The organism is Butyrivibrio hungatei NK4A153, from assembly GCF_000424465.1.
Lineage (GTDB): Bacteria > Bacillota > Clostridia > Lachnospirales > Lachnospiraceae > Butyrivibrio > Butyrivibrio hungatei_A.
This window is the reverse complement of record NZ_AUJY01000002.1, coordinates 278,906-300,538: the sequence shown is the minus strand read 5'-3', so window position 1 is coordinate 300,538 and position 21,633 is coordinate 278,906. Positions and strand designations below refer to the sequence as shown.

Annotated in this window: 19 protein-coding genes; all 19 read right to left on the bottom strand. The window is 40.4% G+C overall.

Annotated features, from left to right (window positions below; all coding sequences use genetic code 11):
* Positions 1-152 precede the first annotated feature (152 nt).
* Positions 153-509, bottom strand: a complete 357-nt coding sequence (locus G628_RS0104245; RefSeq protein WP_026655786.1) for a multidrug ABC transporter — start codon at positions 507-509, stop codon at positions 153-155.
* Positions 502-867, bottom strand: coding sequence for a transporter (locus tag G628_RS0104240; protein WP_026655787.1), 366 nt, complete (start codon positions 865-867; stop codon positions 502-504). Before G628_RS0104240 ends, G628_RS0104245 begins: the two co-directional genes overlap by 8 nt.
* Positions 864-2,417: a hypothetical protein gene (locus tag G628_RS0104235; protein ID WP_027208541.1), complete on the bottom strand. Its 1,554-nt coding sequence runs from the start codon at positions 2,415-2,417 to the stop codon at positions 864-866. Before G628_RS0104235 ends, G628_RS0104240 begins: the two co-directional genes overlap by 4 nt.
* 7 nt (positions 2,418-2,424) lie before the next feature.
* On the bottom strand, positions 2,425-3,891 hold the full coding sequence (locus G628_RS0104230; protein ID WP_155833762.1) for a DUF6056 family protein: 1,467 nt from the start codon (positions 3,889-3,891) through the stop codon (positions 2,425-2,427).
* A 16-nt stretch (positions 3,892-3,907) separates the two neighbouring features.
* The gene (locus tag G628_RS0104225; RefSeq protein ID WP_027208539.1) at positions 3,908-4,978 is read right to left on the bottom strand and encodes a hypothetical protein; all 1,071 of its coding nucleotides are present in this window, start codon (positions 4,976-4,978) and stop codon (positions 3,908-3,910) included.
* 67 nt (positions 4,979-5,045) lie between these two features.
* Complete coding sequence (locus tag G628_RS0104220) at positions 5,046-6,494, bottom strand: MBOAT family O-acyltransferase (protein ID WP_027208538.1); 1,449 nt, start codon at positions 6,492-6,494, stop codon at positions 5,046-5,048.
* A gap of 1 nt (position 6,495) precedes the next feature.
* Positions 6,496-7,209 (bottom strand): IspD/TarI family cytidylyltransferase, encoded by a 714-nt coding sequence (locus G628_RS0104215; protein WP_027208537.1) that lies wholly within the window; start codon positions 7,207-7,209, stop codon positions 6,496-6,498.
* A gap of 2 nt (positions 7,210-7,211) precedes the next feature.
* Positions 7,212-8,090 (bottom strand): LicD family protein, encoded by an 879-nt coding sequence (locus tag G628_RS0104210; RefSeq protein ID WP_027208536.1) that lies wholly within the window; start codon positions 8,088-8,090, stop codon positions 7,212-7,214.
* A gap of 13 nt (positions 8,091-8,103) precedes the next feature.
* Complete coding sequence (locus G628_RS0104205; RefSeq protein WP_027208535.1) at positions 8,104-8,982, bottom strand: hypothetical protein; 879 nt, start codon at positions 8,980-8,982, stop codon at positions 8,104-8,106.
* A 1-nt stretch (position 8,983) separates the two neighbouring features.
* Complete coding sequence (locus G628_RS0104200; protein WP_027208534.1) at positions 8,984-10,078, bottom strand: DUF6077 domain-containing protein; 1,095 nt, start codon at positions 10,076-10,078, stop codon at positions 8,984-8,986.
* Positions 10,079-10,139: 61 nt separating this feature from the next.
* Positions 10,140-10,760: a uridine kinase gene (gene udk, locus G628_RS0104195; RefSeq protein WP_026655798.1), complete on the bottom strand. Its 621-nt coding sequence runs from the start codon at positions 10,758-10,760 to the stop codon at positions 10,140-10,142.
* On the bottom strand, positions 10,750-12,240 hold the full coding sequence (locus G628_RS0104190; protein ID WP_027208533.1) for a hypothetical protein: 1,491 nt from the start codon (positions 12,238-12,240) through the stop codon (positions 10,750-10,752). The genes udk and G628_RS0104190 overlap by 11 nt, the downstream gene beginning before the upstream one ends.
* Positions 12,241-12,276: 36 nt before the next feature.
* The gene (locus G628_RS0104185; protein WP_026655801.1) at positions 12,277-12,954 is read right to left on the bottom strand and encodes a DUF4956 domain-containing protein; all 678 of its coding nucleotides are present in this window, start codon (positions 12,952-12,954) and stop codon (positions 12,277-12,279) included.
* A 43-nt stretch (positions 12,955-12,997) separates the two neighbouring features.
* The gene (locus G628_RS0104180; protein ID WP_026667470.1) at positions 12,998-13,690 is read right to left on the bottom strand and encodes a polyphosphate polymerase domain-containing protein; all 693 of its coding nucleotides are present in this window, start codon (positions 13,688-13,690) and stop codon (positions 12,998-13,000) included.
* Positions 13,691-13,710: 20 nt separating this feature from the next.
* Complete coding sequence (locus G628_RS0104175) at positions 13,711-15,567, bottom strand: CotH kinase family protein (protein ID WP_027208532.1); 1,857 nt, start codon at positions 15,565-15,567, stop codon at positions 13,711-13,713.
* Between the two features lie 29 nt (positions 15,568-15,596).
* Positions 15,597-17,051, bottom strand: a complete 1,455-nt coding sequence (locus tag G628_RS0104170; protein WP_027208531.1) for an MBOAT family O-acyltransferase — start codon at positions 17,049-17,051, stop codon at positions 15,597-15,599.
* A gap of 39 nt (positions 17,052-17,090) precedes the next feature.
* The gene (locus tag G628_RS0104165; protein WP_026655807.1) at positions 17,091-18,041 is read right to left on the bottom strand and encodes a glycosyltransferase family 2 protein; all 951 of its coding nucleotides are present in this window, start codon (positions 18,039-18,041) and stop codon (positions 17,091-17,093) included.
* Positions 18,042-18,104: 63 nt separating this feature from the next.
* Positions 18,105-19,688 carry an NAD(P)/FAD-dependent oxidoreductase gene (locus G628_RS16375; RefSeq protein ID WP_026655808.1) on the bottom strand — a complete coding sequence of 528 codons (1,584 nt, stop codon included), beginning with the start codon at positions 19,686-19,688 and terminating at the stop codon, positions 18,105-18,107.
* 739 nt (positions 19,689-20,427) lie between these two features.
* A complete protein-coding gene (locus G628_RS0104155) occupies positions 20,428-21,618 on the bottom strand; it encodes an SGNH/GDSL hydrolase family protein (RefSeq protein ID WP_027208530.1) in 1,191 nt (396 codons plus the stop codon).
* Between the last annotated feature and the right edge of the window lie 15 nt (positions 21,619-21,633).

The following is a 21,633-nucleotide window of genomic DNA, read 5'->3' as shown; positions in this document are numbered from 1 at the left end:
AACTAAATATATCCTCCCTCGATAACCCCCTATACCATATATAGCATTTTAACATTTTCGAAATACAATAACAACTTTTTGTTATCATTCGGATTTTTTATTTCTATATATCGTATATCGCAGATTCACGCCCCCAATCTGCATTTTCTTTTTTACATTGGTTTATTTAGGAAAAAGACTGCAATCCCACATATAATGAGACTCATCCCCACAATCTTTCTCTTCGATATCTTTTCCTTAAAAACAATCCTCGACAGGATCAATACAAAAACATAGCTTATGGGCTCCATTACTACCGTTCCCATATATCCAAGTTTTTCTTTATTATAGCCAAAGACCACCGTAATGACCATTGACACCATAAGCAGCGAATACCCACCTATAACAAGGCAGTTAAGATACTCCCTTATGGCCGATGGATAGCTCTTTTTCGAACTCATCTTCAAAAAGATCTGAGAAGAGGATGCTATAAGCTCAGCCAAAAGCATCATTAAAAAATACTTATACACTTTCCGCTTCCTCCTCCGATGAACTGTTCATAACTATAACTCCGGCGATAACAATAAGAACGCCGATCACCATTCCGGGTGTAATGCTCTCCGAGAAAATAACAAAATTCCAGAGCATTGACCACATCAATGTTACTGCCTTATTGGAATAAGCTATAGAGAGCTGGAATTTCTTAATAACCTGCTGCCATATAACGGCATAAATTGCCAAAACAACAAATTCAAGTGCAAAAAAGCCAATCCATCCGAGAGATAATGTCGGATATTCGGAAGCGCATTTAGCAGCAACAGTCGAAAGAGAATAGACAATAACTGCTCCCTGCAACTGAAAAATACCGGCTATACTGTTCTTTTTCATTCTTCCGATTCCCCTTCTTCTCCCGTTCCTTTTTCTGTATCTACAATATTCTTAAAGACTTCCGCAAAATGCTCCGCTATATTCTTATTACATTCGGCATTTACATGAATATTGTCAACAAGAAGATCCTTACTGTTTTCTTCAGAAATATCTCCGTTATAATTGTCAACAACACTTACGCCGGGATTCTCAGCCTCTGAGCAAACCGTCATCATTCCAAGGTAATACTGGAAAAGATCACCGTTTCCAAGTTCAAGCTTATCTCCCGCAACTACATTTCCGTCCTTGTCAAAGCCGTAACAGAAAGTAACGGTCATACCTATAATCCTCATATAAGGATACTTTTCCTGAATCTTTTTAATTCCGGTAGCAAGCGCTCCGTTATATGTCACTTCGTCAAACTGGTTGTCAGGGTTTCTACCGATTCTTCCCTTAAGAAGATCCTGCGCATTGTAGTAGATAACCAGAGTATCAACCTTATCCATATCGACATCTTCAAGTGTTTTTATACTGTCTTCAAACATTGAAGAATTATCAACAGAACTTGTAGCCTCGTGAAGTTTGGAATAATCTCCGCTTGTGATTGCATCTATTACGCTCGGGAAACAGAAAGCATCAAGAGGATCGTTGCCGTTTGCTGAACGCGCAACGGTAGTCTCGGGAAATCCCGCAGCTATACATTTCGCACCTGAAGCCTTTTCAATCTGAGCGGCAATTCCCGTATCTCCCAGATCATGGGTAATAGCGTCATTTCCGACCATAAGTATCGTCTCTTCACCGTCATCCTTATGTCCTGCCTTCTGCTCGTCAGATCTATAGGTGATAAAATCCTGAAGCTCTGCAGAAATATTTTTTTCATCGGACTCTTTCAGCTCAATACTGCTGTGATCCCATTTCACGATCTGCAAAACAAAATATAAGACAATAGCTACAATTACACCTAATACAACAAAGTGAGCCCAACGCGGAATCTTACCTTTTTTCTCGTAGTCTCCGTCGTCATCATCCTCGGAGTATCCTCTCTTCCCGCTTCTCCTTACGCTCCTGCTATCCTCATAATACTCTTCATCGTCATAATCATCTCTGTAACGTTTCGACCGACTATCCTTACGTCTGCTGCCTTTGTAATCTCTCATATACTCGTCCTCCTGCCCGTCATCCTCGTAGTCTTCAAAAAGCTCATCATCATGATCTTCATCTTCGTAGTCTGCAGGATAATCGTCTTCATATTCTTCATAATCGTCGGAACGGCCTCTTTTTCCCGACGATCTTACATTCTCTTTATCAAAATCATAGAAGTCATCCTTGAAGTCATCTTCATAGCCTTCTTCAAAGCCCTCTGCGTAATCATCCTCATAGTCATCCCTATAGCCGTCGTTTTCATAATCATCTCTGTAATCGCCGTCATATCCGGCTTCATCTTCATAATCGTCGGCGTCTCTGAAGTCATCATCGTTTTCGAATTCTTCCATACTGTCTCCTGCGAAGATATCAAAATCATCATCGCTGTATATATCAAAATCTTCTCTTTTATTTCTCTTATTTCTCATTACTGCATCATTCCTCTCTTATATTGGATATAGAGCTCAATCCGTATACCTTTGCCACATCACTGTTGATCCTGCTGTCCGGATCGTCAAGCAAAAAGAAGGAATAAAAATCCCCGATAGTTTCAGGATTTGTCGGGACATCAACTTTAACATCCTTATCTTTCATATTTGCAAAGCTGTCTGTAAGTTTCTTTGTCTCAACATAATTTTTTTGAAGTTCACCACTATAAAGCTTCTTGTTAAGCATAACAACGCTATACTTTCCGGGTGAAAAAGGTGTCGCTATAAAGCACACGAAAATAATTGCATAAAGAACCGCAAGAACGGACATCTTCTTATGTCCTTTCAAAGCTCTTCCCATTAACCATCCGATAAACAATGCCAGATTATCAAATGCGGCAGTCGTAGCCATCACTGTGATAAAAAAGCATCCGTTCGGAATCTGCTCCATGCCATATCCCATTACCTGCGCAAAAGCCGTTACCATCGGAGAAGCAAAAAGCATAGCTCCGACCACTATCCAAGCTGTCTTGCAAAGCTTTATCCTGTCATAGATAAGATATCCGACAACCATAAGGCTGATAACAAGAACAAGATAATTCCTGTTAAAAAAAAGCCACCTTACCACATACTTATAATGCTCTGCCGCATAACCGATTCCGGCTTTTACATCAACTGCGCCGCTGTTTTCAATTCCATGTCCCGTCAAATTCCCCGGCGCGATCATATTGATAACCGCCCCTGCAAGACATGTAATAAATACTATCATATTATCTTTTTCAAGTCTTCTTCTCTTAATCGCAAAATAGATAATAGTACACAAAAGAAAATACACAAATATCCCCGTTATTGCAAGGGATGCTCCGACCGTCGCCGCTCCGAGTATTGCCGCAAGAACCAACGGTTCTCTTCCTGTCAGCGCAACTTCCTTGTTAAGGTTATAAATGATAAAAAGACCGATCGACGTAAGTCCAAATGAAATGGGAACCCCATACGCACAGGCTCCGGAAAACCAGTAAAACACTTCCCTGAACGAATCATACGCCGTAAGCGGAAACACTGCGATCACGATCACAAATAATACAACATGCACGCCAACATCCGCAGTTTTCTTCATTATGACACCGGTCAAGAATATAACCGCCGCAAAGACAAGCACCGCATTGATCACCATAGTGACCTTCATTGCAGAAAAGCCGCCGTATATTATGGGATTAAAAAACGAACCTATAAATGAAGTGAAATATGCGCCCTGTTCATGCCTGTACGCCTCATGTGCAAACTTACATGCAGAAACAATTCGATCAAAGAATCCATCGACTCCGATTCCCGATACCGCGTACCAATAATCATCCGATACCGGCACAACAAACATGGCTGCCCTTACGATCGTCCCTATCAAAAACGCGATAATCGGAACCGACACGATCACCATTCCCCAATTCAATACTCTTTGCGTTCTCTCGTATTTCATATACCCGCAATCTTTCTTACCATTTCCTCGAAAAAAGGTCTGCATAATCAAAATCTGCCACCATTTTTCTGACAGTTAACAACCCCTTATCCATTTCCTCAACGGATTTAATTTCATATTTTCCATCCTTAAAGCATTCTACCATAAATTTGTTAATTGCGGGTTTATAATGTGAATAATCCGCATAATTACTAAGGTCCAGGGTTTCCTCCATAGTCTGGAAATAAAACACCCTCGCATTTTTATACCCAAGAAGCCTCTCGGCGACATATCTGTATTGTTTCATCGTCGCCTCAAATGTATTCTCGCGCTTCACATTGTTCCAATACAGGATACTGTAAGGAGGGAAAAAGAAATAAAACTCCGTATCCGGATTTGACTCCACAAAAGGAAGAATATTCCTTGAAAGATTTAATTCCGTTCTCTCAATCAGCCCATCTTTTTCAGTTTCCACAGGATTTATCTCAGGCTGCTCGTAATTGTGCATAACCCATTGAATATTGTAATACTCAGGTGTCCACCAGCTAAAATAGATTTCCGAAAGATCCGAACCTTTTCCTCTGATAACGGGACGAAAAATATACTCAAATAATACATCCTTGTTTATGAGATATTTTACATCATTAATGACACTCTTGTCATATAAATACATCGGAAGCGGATACTTTGTTTCATCCGGATCTGCCGTCATAGTCGGGATATCTACAGCAAAGTACACCTGCTTTACAGGCTTCTGTTTCCTCGCATAGGTATTTTTATCAAACACGAAAGAAAGAATATTGTAGTCATCCCTGGGATATGCCCCGCTGTAACTAAGTTTTACGGTATCCGTTCCAAGAATATCTTTAAAATCGTCCGTGTCAAAATTAACCGTCATGGACGATCCTATGATACATCCGTCATATGCCATATTCCTCGCCATTCCGGGATTCTGACTGAGCTGATTGTCTACAATATACGGAAATCCCGCAACAGGAGTATGGAAATGAAAAAAAGGATCCACATACACCACGATTCCCCCACAGATGATAAACACCGCAAGAACCATGCTTATTAAGATGAAAAAGTACTTTTTATAGCTTTTCATAATTTTCTCCGCCCCATGCCGTCCGTTCTTCCGACCGGCACAAATGTATTATCAACTTGAAAATACATTAAAAATTCATATAAAGAAATGTACTTACGCCCGAAAAGCTGATTATGCTCCAAACTAAAAGCACCGCAGTAAGTACAGTCGTGCCAAGATTTATCTTGCACTCCTTAGAATACATAACAGCATTTTTTCCCAAAAAGATTATCACACCGCCCGCAATAAGAAAAAGCCATAGACAAAAATCCCACGCAAAGCTAAACTTCATAAGCGGTGTCATCTTTATCACATACCATATCTCATCGAGATTAAAGCCATCGGCAAACGTGCTGTAAAAAGGTCTTATTCCGCCGACAAACATTCTCTTAAAAAGAAGAAGCGCATCGGAAATGCTGCTCGCCCTAAAGAACACCCATGCAGCAGTTACATAGACAAAGGTAAAAAAAGTTCCGCAAATCTTTTTACCCTCTGCGACAATCTGGTTTTCCTCACTCTTTTTCGCTCTTTTCAACATTCTTGTGATGATACTCAGAACGCCATGCATGATTCCCCAGACAACAAACGTACTTCCGTTGCCATGCCAGATTCCGCTGAGCAAAAATATGAAAAAGATATTCAGATACGTCCTAAGCTGCCCTTTTCTGCTACCTCCGAGAGGTATATATACGTATTTGGTAAAAAACTTAGTGAGTGTGATATGCCATCTGTCCCAGAAATCACCTATATCAACAGCCTTATAAGGTGAATTGAAATTAAGCGAAAGCTCAAATCCCATCATCATACAGACAGATGCCGCAATATCGCAGTAACCGCTGAAATCAAAATACAACTGGAAAGAATAGAACACAGCGGTAAGTATCGCCTCCATCCTTCCAAGATTGGGAATCGCAGAAAATCCGTACTCGACAGCCTTTGCAAAAGTATCCGCAAGGATTACCTTCTTAAACAATCCCATGGATAAAAGAAGCAATCCACGCATCAGTTTTTCCCAATCCATATCATCTTTATAAGCTTTTTTAAGCCCATCGTTAAATGCCGCAAAGCCCATCAAAGGCCCTTGCAGAATCTTTGGAAAAAACAAAATATAGATGAGATAGTCCATCAGATCATATTCTTTTATCTCACCCCGATATAAATCAACAATATAGGAAATCTGGTTGAATGTGTAGAAACTGATTGCAACAGGAAAGAACATTCCCGCATAAACAACGCTGTACTTAAAGAAAAACAATATCGCAATGTTTACCGCTACGCCCGCGATCATCCAGATCTTCGTGTTCTTCTTTAACCTGATGCAATTTATGACATTTATGTTGAGGAAGATACTCATACATAAAATAACTGTGTTTTTAATCTCAAAAAGACTATAGAAAATAAGAGAGCCCAGAATCATCAATATATTCAAAAGGCTTTCTTTTTTCTTATAATCTTTGATCTTTGTCCTTATCAGAAGATACGCCGCAAGAAATATCGGCAGAAATAAAAGCATGAACTCATATGAATTAAAAAGCATTTTACTTCAACCATTCACTCCTTTTGCTCATGAGGAGCGCCTTAAAGATGTCAATATCGTCTACTGTCGTGAGTTTTATATTCTTCTCAGAGCCCTGTGAAAAATATACTTTCCTGCCAAGTTCTGTCATAAGCGTACAAGATGCGACAGAATTTGTTATTCCTTTTGAAAGAGCCTCTCTGTGAAGATCACAGATCTCTCCGAGTCTGAATCCCTGCGGAGTCTGAGTTCTCTTAAGATTATCTCTGGGGTATGTCTTATCAGACATTTCGCCGTCCGTTGTGGTAAGCATAGCCTCTGCACAAGGAATAGCCGTGATGGCATTTCCGTACTGCTTGGTCTTCATGATGCAATCGGATATGATCTCCGCAGAAACCATCGGTCTTATCGCGTCATGGATAAGCACTATCGAATCGGCATCAAAATTCTTCTCAAGTTCATACACACCGTTTCGTATGGAACCCTGCCCGTTCTCACCGCCCGGAACGACGTACTCAAGTTTTGAAATATTGAACTGGCGGGCATAAGCCATAAGCATCTGTTCCCAACCTTCAACACACACTACGGCGATAGAATCAATCTCGGGATGATTCTGAAACGCTTCAAGCGTATATACAATAACAGGCTTCTCATTTACCGTAAGAAACTGCTTGGGAATGTCCTGCTTCATTCTGGCTCCCGTACCGCCGGCAATTATAAGTGCTATTGTTTTCATAATTATAGGTCCTCGTTTTTCTTTATAACATTCACGTGCATGGGAACTCTTTTATCCTCAGGCGGAAGACTCATATAATCCCTGTAAGTCTTCTTAAGCCACTTGTCGTGGTTCTTCGGAATAGGGAATTCCTTGCCCCTTATCATGGCTGTGTCAGGTCCGTATATGAGGTGATCCGCATCAAAATCAAGTCCCCAGTACCTTGGATCGGGCTGCTCATTTGAGATGAAAAGAGTTGTCTCATCTCCCGAGCCTTTCTCGTTACCCGGTGCTCTCTTTGCAAGTCCTCCGAGTGTCTGAAGCTTAATATATTTATATGCTATAACCTTGAAAGGTATGCACCTTCCGACAGTTGTAAGAAAGAAAGATACAATCTTCATCACGCCCTTAAACTTCGAATAATCAACGTACGGTCTGTGGCCCATGGCAAGCGCATAGAGAAGCTTCATCCTGATAAGCTGCCACTTGTGATTATCCGCCTCTTTATCAAATACAAAAAGATCGAGCGTAGGATGAGAATACCTGTGATCGTAGAAATCTTCCGCTCCAAAAGAGGTCTCTTCATAAGTAAGATCGTAATCCGCGATCTTTGTTATAAAATCAAAAAACTGAGGATATCTCTCAAATCTAAGAAGTTTAAATCTCTTATCCGCCTCTTTCTCATATACGTCAATAAACCTCTCGTAATCTTCACGCAAAAAAAGAATATCCACATCATCATCCCACGGAATAAAATCCTGATGCCTTACAGCACCAAGGAACGTACCTCCGTGAAGATAATACTGTATATTATGTTTTTTACATATTCTGTCTACCTCCGAGAGCATGGCAAAATCCGACTCATGCACCCTGTCGAGGTATTGTTGCACTTCTTTATCCATTTAACTTATTTCCTTAACTCTTCTCTGCCGCTTTCTTTTCCTCAAGCTTCTCAACTACAACAGGATCTTCATAGACATAAAACTTATCGACTTTATCAACAATCTTAAGACCGAATGTCGTAAGATCCTTACTCAGCTTCCTTTTCTCTGTATCCTCGGGCATGATGACATATCGACACTCTTCTTCTCTTGTCGCATCAACAAGCGCATTGGCATCCACTATTTCAACGCCTTCTGATGTGACCTCAACATTTTTCATTGCATCATACACAGGATCCCAGTACATTCCCTTAGCTTCACCCTCAATAATATCTGCTCCGTAAGGCATAAGGATATGAGTATCATACTGCCTTACATACCATGTCAGTTCTTCGGGAAAAGCCGCCCTCGGATTATCTTCTCCTTCTGCAGGCTTTATAAGCTCACATATATCAATAACATCCTGGCGAATATGATAAATGTTCTCTGCCTTATACATGTATCTGTTGGTATATACAAGTTTGCCTGTAAGCATGATTGCAAGAACCGCAGCAACCATTACCACTCTTCTTATCGCATCGCTTTTCATTTTCATCATTATCAGACATGCAGCGTATGCAATAACAATATACATGGGTATCAACCACAATATTCTATAATACGTTTCCGGGCTGTCTTTATCAACATGACCGACATATATTATCCTTGTTATCGGCAAAAGAAATCCCACAATTATCACAAGTGGCATTATTCCAAAAAGTATCTTTTTTACTCTGTCTTTTTCCTTGATCATGATAAATATCGCCGAAGCAATAAAAACGATCATGTTAAGATATGCCCTGATATCTCCGGCCGATTCGCCTCCAAAATACTGTCTGAGCGCCACATAACATTCCATAAAAATTCCGTACATATTATGCTCCACCCCCCAGAATTAAATAAAAGGCAACATAAGCCAGATTGGGAATAACCGCCAAAAAAGCTCCTACAAGCACAGTCCATCTCTTTGATGCATATAATAAAACAATCGTAAGGATTGCAACAAGTCCGCATCCAAGCGCAACACCAAGCTCAGTACAGATACATGAAAGTACATTTACAAGCGCAAGCATTATCCAGCAGGGTGCGGTGATCTTAAGTTTTTCTTTAGTTCCGGCCGCCTCGTTCACTGCGGATACATCTTCAAACATAAGCAAAAAGAGCCAAAAGATCATCGGAAGTGCAAGATTTGAAAAAAGAGCCTTCCCCTGCCAACTTCTCATTAGCAGGAATGTCGCAGGCGTACTCAGCGAAACATTTCCAAACATATACAGCATATTTATAAAGATCATAAATACGGGAACGATTTCTTTTTTCTCCTTAAAAAGACTCTTCCCTATCTGATAATACACATAATAAACAAGCGGTAAAACAAAGAGTGGCATTACTACATGCGAAACTATAGTGGCATGTACAGATGAGCTCTTGGCTATAAAGGCAATCCACATTGTAACAGCTGCAAGCACATTTCTCGTTTTAAGGTCAATTGGTCCTCCAACATTAGGGTCGATCCTGTTCATAGATCCCCACTGCTGCGCTATAAGTGAATTTGTCACATATTCGGCATCATCACCGTTGAACGGTGCATATATAAAGTTCATTACCACTTGAAAAAGAACAAGTGCTATAAAGATTCCATAATAAATTTTGGTCTCTATATTAAGGTCACAGACAATCTCCCTCTTAAAGATCGACTTACTGAACCTAAAAGATCCGCCGATTGCCAAAAGCGATACGATCACCACATAAATCTGTCTGCAATGCGTAAACGACTCGTAAACATAATTGATTATGCAGGGAATCGCGACCATTTCAAATATAGCAATGTAAATAAGAAATCCAAGAATAAAAGTGATTCCTACCGTCTTTTTTCCCTCAGGTAATATAAAGTTGAAAAGCTGTCCGATAAGATATGGCACTATTAACATCCAATAGATCAGGCGCACTACGGACCATGCAACCATTAACATATGTCATTCTCCTAAAGCAATTTTCTTATACTTACAACCGCATCACGGCAAACCATGCTTATCATATAACAAGCATGCTCTTTATGTGCTGCTGTAAAATGTTGATTCCCGTAAGATTTTCGCCGCCTCTGGGAATAATAATATCTGCATATTTTTTACTGGGTTCAATGAACTGCTCATGCATAGGCTTAACCGTATCCGCGTACTGATTAAGGATCGACTCTATACTCCTTGCACGCTCCGCCATATCGCGGCGGATTCTTCGCATAAGTCTCTCATCCGCATCCGTATCAACGAAAACCTTGATATCCATAAGATCTCTTAATTCTTTATTTTCAAGAACAAGGATTCCCTCAAGGATTATAACATTCTTAGGAACAATGTGAACCGTTGCATCAGCTCTGTTATGAACCGAAAAATCATAAACGGGAATATCGACTTCCTCGTTGTTCTTAAGCTTTTTTACATCCTCTATCATCATCTGAGTGTCAAATGAATCCGGATGATCGTAGTTAAGCTTGGACCTGTCCTCATATGAAAGGTCGTTGTGAGCTTTATAATATGAATCATGGTTGATGACAACAATATCATCACCAAAATTCTCTTTTATCTTTCTTACTATTGTCGTTTTGCCCGAAGCGGTACCACCTGCAATTCCGACAATACAGATCTTACCTTGCATATCTTCCTCCTTTTGAAGTGTAATACTCATGTTCCACCACTTCTCCGGTTTCTTTATCATATATTATTATCTGAATATCGGCACTCGCATGAGCGTCGTCATACAGATAGTTTGTATCCTGATCGTCCGCCTCATAAAAAAGCCTGAAATTCTGTTCAACAGGCTGATAATACATATGTCCCATCGCTGTCTCAACATTCTCAAGATTTCCGTCGCCGGAAGCTTCATATGTCTTGCCCGTCTTTGGATCCTTAATAAGTATATACGGCCCAGACGTAGTTTTGATCATATTTGAATCCGCTATTCCACTTATGACATGTTCCATTGATTTATCCGTAAAAACCTGAGAACCTTCATTGCAGTATAAAACAAAGCCATACTCTCCAAGAGACAAAAGACTCAATTTGGAAATAAGGTTGTCCTCATCGGTCGTATCATCTCTTATCGAATCATAGAAATTATCGCTCTTTTCATCCCAGTATGCATAAGCCTCGTCGCCTCTGTGATCAACAAGCTTTGAATTACTCTTAAGCCACTTTCCTATCGCCTTGGTTGTCTTTGTAGATCCGACAGCATTCAGATGTCCGTGATCGTTTAAGTCTGAATATATATCAATAACATCCGAGTTGAGCATATTAAGATACGGCACTTTGCAGGCTTTTGCTATCGCACCCGCTGAATTTGCCGCAATAATATCTTTTGACTCGGGATTAAAAGGATCGAATGTCACAAGCACTCCGATTTTTCTCTTCTTACACTCTTCAATGATAGCCTTAAGATAGCGTTCTCCAACCGTTTCCTCCGGAAGAACCTCTCCCTTTTCAGGTTCCTTACAGAAAGTAAAAGAAGTCTCAACGTCATATCTCATCTCTGCGCCGAACAATTCGTTCTTTGATTCATCTCCGAATACCGATTTAAAATCATCCTCGGAAATGTATTCCCACCTGTTGTGATAAACAAGGAAATTAAAAAGGAATTCTCTTCGGATCGATTTATCCTGTATAAGATCGTTTACCGCCTCAACTTTGAGGTCGTTAAACGGCCACACATCCATATTAAGGTGAAGCTGCTCAACAGAAGTATTTACCTCATCCTCATCGGGATTTGCATCTCTGTCATCGAGGTAACGATAGTTCTTCTCAAGCATATAGGCATCAACAACAACCCACTTCGGAGTCGTGTACTGAAGCGCCTCCCTTAGTTCCCAATATGTTGATTGAAGGAGCGAACCGTGTCCTCCCATATTGTAAGAAGTATATCCGTACTCATTATAAAGAACCGTAGGGTTTATCGCATTTATTACGTGAGAAGATCCGATAAAAAGAACGTCAATCTGATCTTTTTTTGCAAGTTCAAAGAAATCGGCATACTTATACAAGCTGTCTTTTCTCTCCAAAACTATCGTCGTTGCATATAAAATAATGCCCACGGTTATAGTAAAAAATATGCACTTTAAAGCTATGTTTATCTTTCTTTTCATAAATTCATGCCCTTGTCAGTGCCTTCAGCACTACGCTTAATATGTAACTTCACCGTCATGCTTAAGAAGTGATACGCTGTTTACTCCGTCAAGTCCCGAAAGGCTGCTGCAAAGCTTTCTTCCGTCTGATGTTCTGATCTCGAAAGCCAGACTTATCTGTCCGTTTGTTATTGTTCTGCTCTTCTCACTGTAATAGCTCTTGCTCTCTGTAAGAATCTTCTCAACACCGTCATTGGTCTCATCACTGTCTCTGAAGCTTATCAAAAGAATCTGAGGAGCCTTCGCCTGAGGAACCAGCTCAAGAACAAGAATGAGTATTGTGATCGATGCGGAAAGCACCAGTGCTATTCCAAACAATCCCGCGCCGCAGATGATTCCGACAGCAATTGACCAGAACAGGAACACAAGGTCCATGGGATCTTTTATTGCGGTACGAAATCTTACGATAGAAAGCGCACCCACCATACCAAGAGAAACCACAACGCTTGACTGGATAGTCAGAATAATTGCCGCAGTTATGATCGCAATCGATGCAAGAGAGATATTAAAGCTCTTTGAATAAAAGCTCTTTTTTGTAACAACTCTGTAAAAAAGATAAATATATACCGCAAATACACATGTAAGCGCGATCGCAATTACTATTGTCCTGATGCTCATTTCCGTCTGAGCGTAATTCTCCAAAAAAGATTTCTTTAAAATATCCTTAAAACTCATTTCTCATCCTCCGTTATAATGCTATGCTTCGTATGCCATCCGTTCAAAATGCCTGCATTGGCATTCGACGGCACAATTCGTATTTAGAAAAAGAAGTATATCTCATATTATCAAGAATCATCACTTGTCTTAAGTGATCGGGCAAAAGCGTATCATACTTCACCTCCAGAAGATCAAGATCCCTCGCCATAATAGGCCTTACCGGCAGATCTTCATCAAAAAATCGGTCAAACATCTCGCTCGAAGAAAGACATCTGTCAATCGTGACACGCACATTTGAAGGCCTCCAGATATACGGGATTCTCTCATATTGAACAATAGTCGCCGGTCTGAAGCCTTTTGTCATGACCTGCAATGCAAAATCATTCCATAAAGGTTCTCTGTTCTTATCCGGCTCAATATTTCCCGCCATTGCCGCTTCAACATCCGCTCTTGAAACAGTGATGCTGTCTTTATGTGTCATATTGCCCAGTTTTTCTTTACATTCAAGATGTATCACCTTGTCGCTGCAATTATATATTCTGATTCTCCACTTTCTTCGGAAAAAAACTCCGTCTTCTTTCTCATGAAGACAGGAATTATTCGGATCGTCAAAATACACACTGCGGATCAGATAAGACGTGCCGTCACGCACATGCGGATCTTTTTCCATCATGGCATCAAGCCTCATCTTAAGGATAGCGACGTCAGATTTATTCAGAAGATACTTCTGTTCGTTTCTGTATCTGTTACCCATAAAATTCTGCTCTGTCCTTCCTAATGCTGTTTCTGCGTAAGTACCATGTCCTTTGTGACCACGGTTTCGGGAGTAAATAACTCTTTGCCATAGTACCAATCATTACTGTCCTTGTAAATCGGAAGCGAATCTTCGCCTATCGTCCCATTCTTTTTTACGGGAACCATAAGATCAATTCTGGCTTCATCCAAAACAAAAGTCACAATATAATAAGCATCTTCATTCTTATAATATGCATCAAGGAACTTAGTCCTGTCAGCAAAGACTCCGGTAATTTTCTTTACCGAATTTGCAAAAGAATCTGCCGGATCATTCGGATTATCAATATCTTCGACGGACCACCTGTAAGTATCTGCAATTGCCGATTTCTCAATTTCTTTTTCCCATACAGGCACATCTTCCGAAAGAATCTTTTTAAGTTGCGGCTCAGCCTTTTCAAAGAAAAATTTCTTCATTCCGTCATGGAAATCTTTGTGCGAATCAAACTGCCTAAGCCACATTACTCCCGAATTGTCTTTATCCTTTACTACTATTGAATTATTGTGAATCGATCTGATCATATAATTCAATCTTTCATTCTGAATAAAGGAAACATAATCGTTTATTGACTTATCAAAGTCCCAGGCCGGACCGCCGTATAACTTCCTATCGTTTTCTTTAATATGGAAAAACTCGCTGTTATACTCCGTATCATAATTTATCGATATCTCCTGAAACACATACTGGCGCATCCATGATTCGGGATCATAATAGTCAGACCATGTTTTCCCCGATTCGGTCTTTTCACCGTCAGAAAGATAAAGAGCCTGTTCCGCCTCATTAACAAGATCTGTCAAATACTTGTGCTGATCTTCTGTAAGATTGGACGGCGACTTTACTTCCATCCATCTGTTAGGTGTCTCTACAATAAGATTTTCAGGAGTATCCTGAAAAGCATCGGCCGCTCCAAGCTCAACGAGATATCCTCCGGTATTATTTTGGTTCATCTTCCTATCGCCGGCAACATTATTAACAACCTCAAGATTATTGAGATCAATATTTCCGCCATCGATATCAACCTTCTGCAAAAGCAGATAAAGTCCCTCATACTGCCCGTTCAGATAGACATTCACATAGCGAAACTCAGGAGAATACTTATCTCCAGTATTCTTAGAAAGCCTGTACATTATGGCATCTTTCATAAATGATCCATCAATAAACTCCGATATAAGGACCCACTTTCGCTGCGCCGGCATCCCAAGTATTCCCACATCAGATTCAAGATTGAACTGATACGAACTCTTATCGAAGAAAAAGGATGAATTTCCGTGAACACGAATATTGCAGTTTCCGCTATAATCTTTGGAATCATCTCCATTTAAAACTGTGCAAAAACCTGCAGCGGTATTTCCCTTTACTTCCTTCAAAAAATCTTTTGTATCATTATATGTTCCCAGATATACTGAAGGAATCCCACTTGCCGCTATAAATCTAAAATCAGCCGTTTCGGTGCCCACTCCGGGAACATTTATCTCACCGTTCAATCTTTCAAATAAAGGTACATTTAAAACATCTCCACCTGTATAAGTTTCATTACCGACAGTAACTTCAATACCTTCATCACAAACAAGTTCGATTTCTTCTCCCTCATCCACAGGAAGATATACGTCATAGCACAGCTTACCGTCACTGTCAAAATGCGCATTTATTCCGCTCGCCGTTTCAACAGGATTGCCGTAAGCCACAAATCCCACGCTCTCCCATATTGCGAAATCGGAATCTATGTACTTCTCTGCACTTCTTTCTTTATCCTTTATAAGAAAAACCGTTACCGACAATGCCGCAACAAGCATAGCCAGTATGAGCCATATGCTCTTTACTTTTCTTCCTCCGATCAACCGAAAACTACTCCTCTTTTCAAAATAGATCAAAACTGCTTATAGATGAAATCCGACACATCGTAACCCGGGCCCCAGATTCCGCACACTACGGTAACTACGATTCCCAATATCATAATGATCCATCTAAGCCACAATCCCTGGCACAGTATCTTTTCCCTTATAACAATTCCCCTGCTGTTCACAAGATCAACGATGATCATAAGCAATATGCCAAATACACCAAGGAGGAAGTTTCCTCTTGTAAGCCCGAACTGGTACATGCTTCCGTCAACATATTTCCACGGAGTGAATACAAAAGAATATCTGATGATCCTTACAGCCTGCATTATATCGTCCGCTCTAAAGAACACCCACGCATAAGCTACAAGAATAAAAGTTCCCACCGTCTTTACAACTCTGTGTGAAAAACTTGCTCTTCCAATGTTAAATGTCTTTGTGATTTTGTCCCTGACAGGAGTAACTATACTTCCTATCACCTGATATACACCGTGAAGAAGTCCCCATACAAGGAAAGTAAAATCTGCGCCGTGCCAAAGGCCGCTCACAGTAAATACAATAAGTATATTGATAAACTTTCTGATTGTTCCTTTTCTGTTTCCACCAAGCGGAATATACAGATAATCTCTAAACCATGACGAAAGTGAAACGTGCCACCTTCTCCAGAACTCCGCGATCGACCTTGCAAGATAAGGGCACTCAAAGTTATTCATTACATCAATTCCAAGAATCCTTGCTATTCCGATCGAAATATGTGAATAGCCCGCAAAATCCGCGTAAATCTCAAATGTATAGAACAGGATCGCAACAAAAGATATCGTTCCCCTTATACCGTCTTCGGCATCAAATACAGCTTTTACAAAAATAGCAAGTCTGTCCGCAACAACAAGCTTAAGGAAATATCCCCAAAGCACCTGAAGAAAACCGTTTCTGAATCTGTCAAAATCAATGGGCTTGGGATTATCGAACTGTTCCAGCATATTCCCCGCTCTCTCGATAGGTCCGGCAAGAATCTGCGGGAAAAATGAAACAAAAAGAGCAAATTTAAGATAATTCTTTTCAGGGACAATATCTCCCCTGTAAACGTCAATCAGATATCCTACGGACTTAAGTATGTAAAAAGACAGTCCGAGAGGAATGATCATATTATTCAGCTGAATATTTCCATAGGCTCCTTCTGTGGCAATACCCAGAATCTGCATGAAGAAATTAAAATATTTGAACACAAAAAGAATTCCGAGATTAAAGAGCAGGCACAAAACAAATACAAGCTTTGCCTTCTTCTTTTTTCCCAGGTAAATACCTGTTGCATACACCGACAGCATAGAAAGTACGAGGACAACCATCGCCCCTATGCCTGCAGTTGAATAAAATATCATACTTGCTATAAGAAGCCAGATATAGCGATACTTTATCGGAACTATGAAGTTGATCAAAACGGCGCATGGCAAAAATACCATGAATGCAAATGATATAAAGGTCATTGTTTCTCCCTGTGGTCTGTAAATCAGTGTAATGTCACATTATTTATCATTTTCAAAATTGATGCGCTTTTCCTCAACAACTATGGGACGGCCGATAACTCTGGTGTTGATGTTAAGGATATACTCTCCGGTAAGCCCTATGAAAAAGAGCTGTATTGCACCGATAAGGAACATTCCGATGATCATCGGCGCGTAACCTGCATGGAAGCTGTACCAGTGAGTAAGCTTAAGTACAAGATATACAAATGCAACGATCATATCTATAATTGCACAAGCAAATCCCGCTATAGTACAAAGACGTAATCCCACCTTTGTATATGATGTAATACTGAGCATTGCCGCATCATATAAGGTATAGAAATTATTGTGTGTCTTGCCTGCTCTTCTCTTAGGCTGCTCATACTCAACCGTTGTCATATTGAAACCGGCTCCGTACTCAGCAACGATTCCTCTTATGAACGGAATCGGATCGTTAAGCTGTCTGAGAAGTGTTATAAAGGTCTTGTCATAAAGACCAAAACCTGTAAAGTGCTCTATCATCTGAACACTTGAAATGTTCTTTATAGTCTTATAGTAGACAGTTCTGAGGAAATAAATTAATCCGTTTTCTTTACTTGAAGATTTTACCCCGCTGACGATCTTGTGGCCCTCTTCCCACTTTTTTACAAATACGGGAATAAGCTCAACCGGATCCTGGAAATCGGCACACACGGGAATGACGCAGTCTCCGTCCAGAGAGCACATGCCATGAAAAGGCGAATTGAACTGTCCGAAATTTGTGACATTAAATATCGCCTTTATCTTATTATTTCCCTCGCAGATTTTCTCAATCTTATCTCTTGTTCCGTCTGTAGACGCATTGTCTATGAAAACGATCTCATAATCATAGTTTGAAAGATCTTTTTTCATGACATTTTCAATTGCGGAGGAAATACCCTCCACGTTCTCCACCTCATTAAAACAGGGGATCAAAACACTTATTTTTTTCATAATACTCCTAAAAAATGCGGTGCTGTATCATCATAAAGCACCGCATTAAAATTTAATGTATCGTCAATCTATTTCCACCTCATCTGCTTCATCTTCGGAAGTAGATGTTTCATGGTATTCCTCCTCAGTGTTAACGTTCCATATGTTGCTGCGGTCTGTCTCTCCACTTATGATATTCTTAACAGCCTCAAAGGATGTACACATTGAATGATCGATATTGTTATATCTATGCTGACCATTTCTGCCTACGCAATAGAGATTGTCGATAGTATCAAGATACTCGATGAGCTTGTCCATCTCATCATATGTATCAAAGTAAGCAGGATAAGCCTTTTTAACTTTCTCCATGTGATAGTCGATAACTTCATCTGCCTTGTCGATAAGTTTAAGCTTGACCATCTCATCAATTGCCATCTTGGCAAACTCATCCTCGGTCATATTCCACATGTTATCGCCTTCAAAGCAGAAATACTCAAGTCCGACCCATACTGTATTCTCAAGATCTTTTACCAGATAAGGAGACCAGTTGTTGTAAATCTGGAATCTTCCCATCTTAACATTTCTATCCTGAACATATACCCAGTTATCAGGCACGATATTTCCGATAGTCTTGATCTTGGTCTTATTCTCAAGATTAAGCTTGGGAACAAGTACACCGAGAGTCATATAATCACGGTAAGGAAGTCCTGCGGCAATTCTTGCGGGATCAGCGGGAACATCATTCATTCCTGCAACGAGATCCTTTATCGGCATTGAGCTGATAACTACATCGCCGTCAATCTCGATCTCTTTTCCATCAACAAGATAAGATACGCCTTTGATATGATTGCCGTCTTTCCTGATTCCGGTAACCTTTGCATTTACAATAATTGTACCACCGAGTTTCTTGATCTCCTCAGCAGTTACGTCCCAGAGCTGACCGGGGCCGAGCTTGGGATACTTGAACTCTTCTATGAGTGAAGTGTTAACCTTACGGTTCTTAACTTTAAAAAGTCTTCCAAGATAGTCCTTGATTATTCCGAAAATAGATAAGCCCTTGGTTCTCTGCTTGCCCCATGAAGCATCAATCTCGCTTGGATGTCTGCCCCAAAGGTTCTCGGTATAATACTCGAAGAACATTGAATAAAGCTTCTTGCCAAAGTTATTGATATAGAGATTCTCAAGATTGTCCTCAGGTCTCTTGTGGAAAACAGAAGCCATATATGAGAATCCAACCTGCATTGTAGTCAAAAAGCCAAAGTTCTTAAAAGTCTCACCCTTAAGTGAAATCGGGTAATCGTAAAACTTTGAATCAAAAAGAATACGTGAGACACGATGTCTCTTAAGCATTACTCTGTCTGTTTTCTCAGGATCAGGACCGCCCTCTGTCATCTTCATCGGTCTGTCGAGAACTATATCATCATAAGTGGGTTTTCCCTGTCCGGGAAGCATCTTATCCCACCATGCATTAACTTCGGGAACCTTGGTAAAAAATCTGTGACCGCCCATATCCATGCGGTTACCTTTATACTCTACAGTTCTTGATATTCCTCCAAACTGGTCGGTTTCCTCAAAGATTACTACCTGATAATCCTTTGACTTGGTCAAAAGCTCATAAGCAGCAGTAAGCCCCGCAGGACCCGCACCAATAATTAAGGCCTTCTTCATCACATTTACCCTCATTTTCTAAATAATCGTCCGTTCATTATCTTGGAGACGAACAATAATAGTAGTATACCCTACCCCATAACATTCTTCAAGATAGCACTCCATGCCACTCCATGTGCGACATTTGGGGGATATTGGCGATATGCGTTCCATAAGTCAGGTTTTCACAGGGGTTATGTTCGTTGACATTCAAGGCATAAGCAAGCGGTAATCTTTATTCTTCGCTCCTAAACTCGCCCATAAATGGGCTCAAACAAACGGAGCGAGAACAGAATAAAGATTTCCGCTTGCTTATGCTCTTGAATGTTACAACTCACATAAATACTGTGAAAACCTGACTTATGGAACTGCGTAGTGGCGAATAGCCCACCTGTACGCCTTCATAAGTATACGCTACATTAACAAAGTATTAACATTTTATCACAATATTTGCTTTATAGCAATTACATTATTTAAGAATCTATAGCGCAAGTAACACCTTAGTAAACGCCGTGCGGTACATAATAAACAACAGACCTATATAGCCATTTATAACAGTCTTTTCGCGTGTTGTCACATTCAAGAACACAAAAAAGAAGAGCTGCTTATTCTGTTCTCGCTCCAACTGTTTGAGCCCATCTATGGGCGAGTTTTGGAGCGAAGAATAAGTAGCTCTGAATTTTTATGTCTTGAATGTCAACACACGAAACGACTGTTATAAATGGCTATATAGGTCGTCCGTTTACATATACCCCCGGCGTTACTCAGCTCCTGCGCCGTGCTCTCTGGCGAGCGGATATGCTCCGGATTTGAGCTTCTCATAAGCCTCGGGATAATTATCTCTGAGCTTGTCATCCGAGATCATGAAATACTCATCGGGATCGAATTGGCCAATTTTGATAGTGTCATTCTCAAGGTATGCGAATGGCTCATTTTCCTCATAGTAGTTGGGGATATGAGCAAGAAGCCTTGAAAATACCTGTCTTCCCTTTAATGTGAGGTGCGTTCCGTCCAAAAGATACTCTTCCGCCGTATCAAGGTAGAGATCGCACTTCTTGTCGTCGTTCATCGCATCAAAATCGATAAGATCAAGATCTTCCGCTACATTAAGTGCTTTTCTTGCATAATTTGCAAGAGTATCTATTCCGTAACTTACTACATAAGAATCGCCAAGGAACTTTCCATTGGTATCCTTATAAATTCCGTAGAAAGGAGTCATAAGGACAATTCTTGCATTGGGACTGATCTCCTTAAGAGTTCTCACGCCTTCTTCAAGAGCTTCATAATATGAATGAAGCGGATTGCCTTCAAACTGTGTTTTATCAAGCGGCATTTTATCAAAAAAATCGTTTGCACCATATTCTATAAAGTAATAATCAACCTTCTCAGGATTTATATTATTCATATTACTCAGAACGTGGGGATAATTCTGAAAAACTCTGTCTCTGTCAATCTTTCCCGCAAGACCGTAGGTTATTCCGTTAAAAGAAATAGAATCCCACTTAGACAATGATGAATCTGTAGTTGAATGCTCAAGTGCAGCGGTTGTTCCACCGATTCCGAGATTATATGCGACAGAATTCGGAACTCTTTCAGATACAAGAGAAGCAAGATCGTTGCCGCTGTCTCTTCCGTTCTCAATCTGGCTGTCGCCGATAAATACCATTACTACTTTGTCTTCATCTACCTGCTCCTGAGGTTCTTCCTCTTTAGTTTCCTCCACTGAAGCTGCGGCTGCTGCTTCATCAAGTGTAGGCTTATAAATATCTTCTGCCAAAACCAATGTGCCTGCCTCTGAAGCCTCATCGCTTTTACCTGTCATGCTTGTTGCAAGATCGTCGTTTATAAATTCCAGTGCAGTGTCTGCATCGTTATTGATCGCAGTACATCCACAAGTTAGCATTGCTACTGTCGTCACACCCACAATTAAACTTATTATTCTCTTCTTCATTTTTCCTCCTCGCTG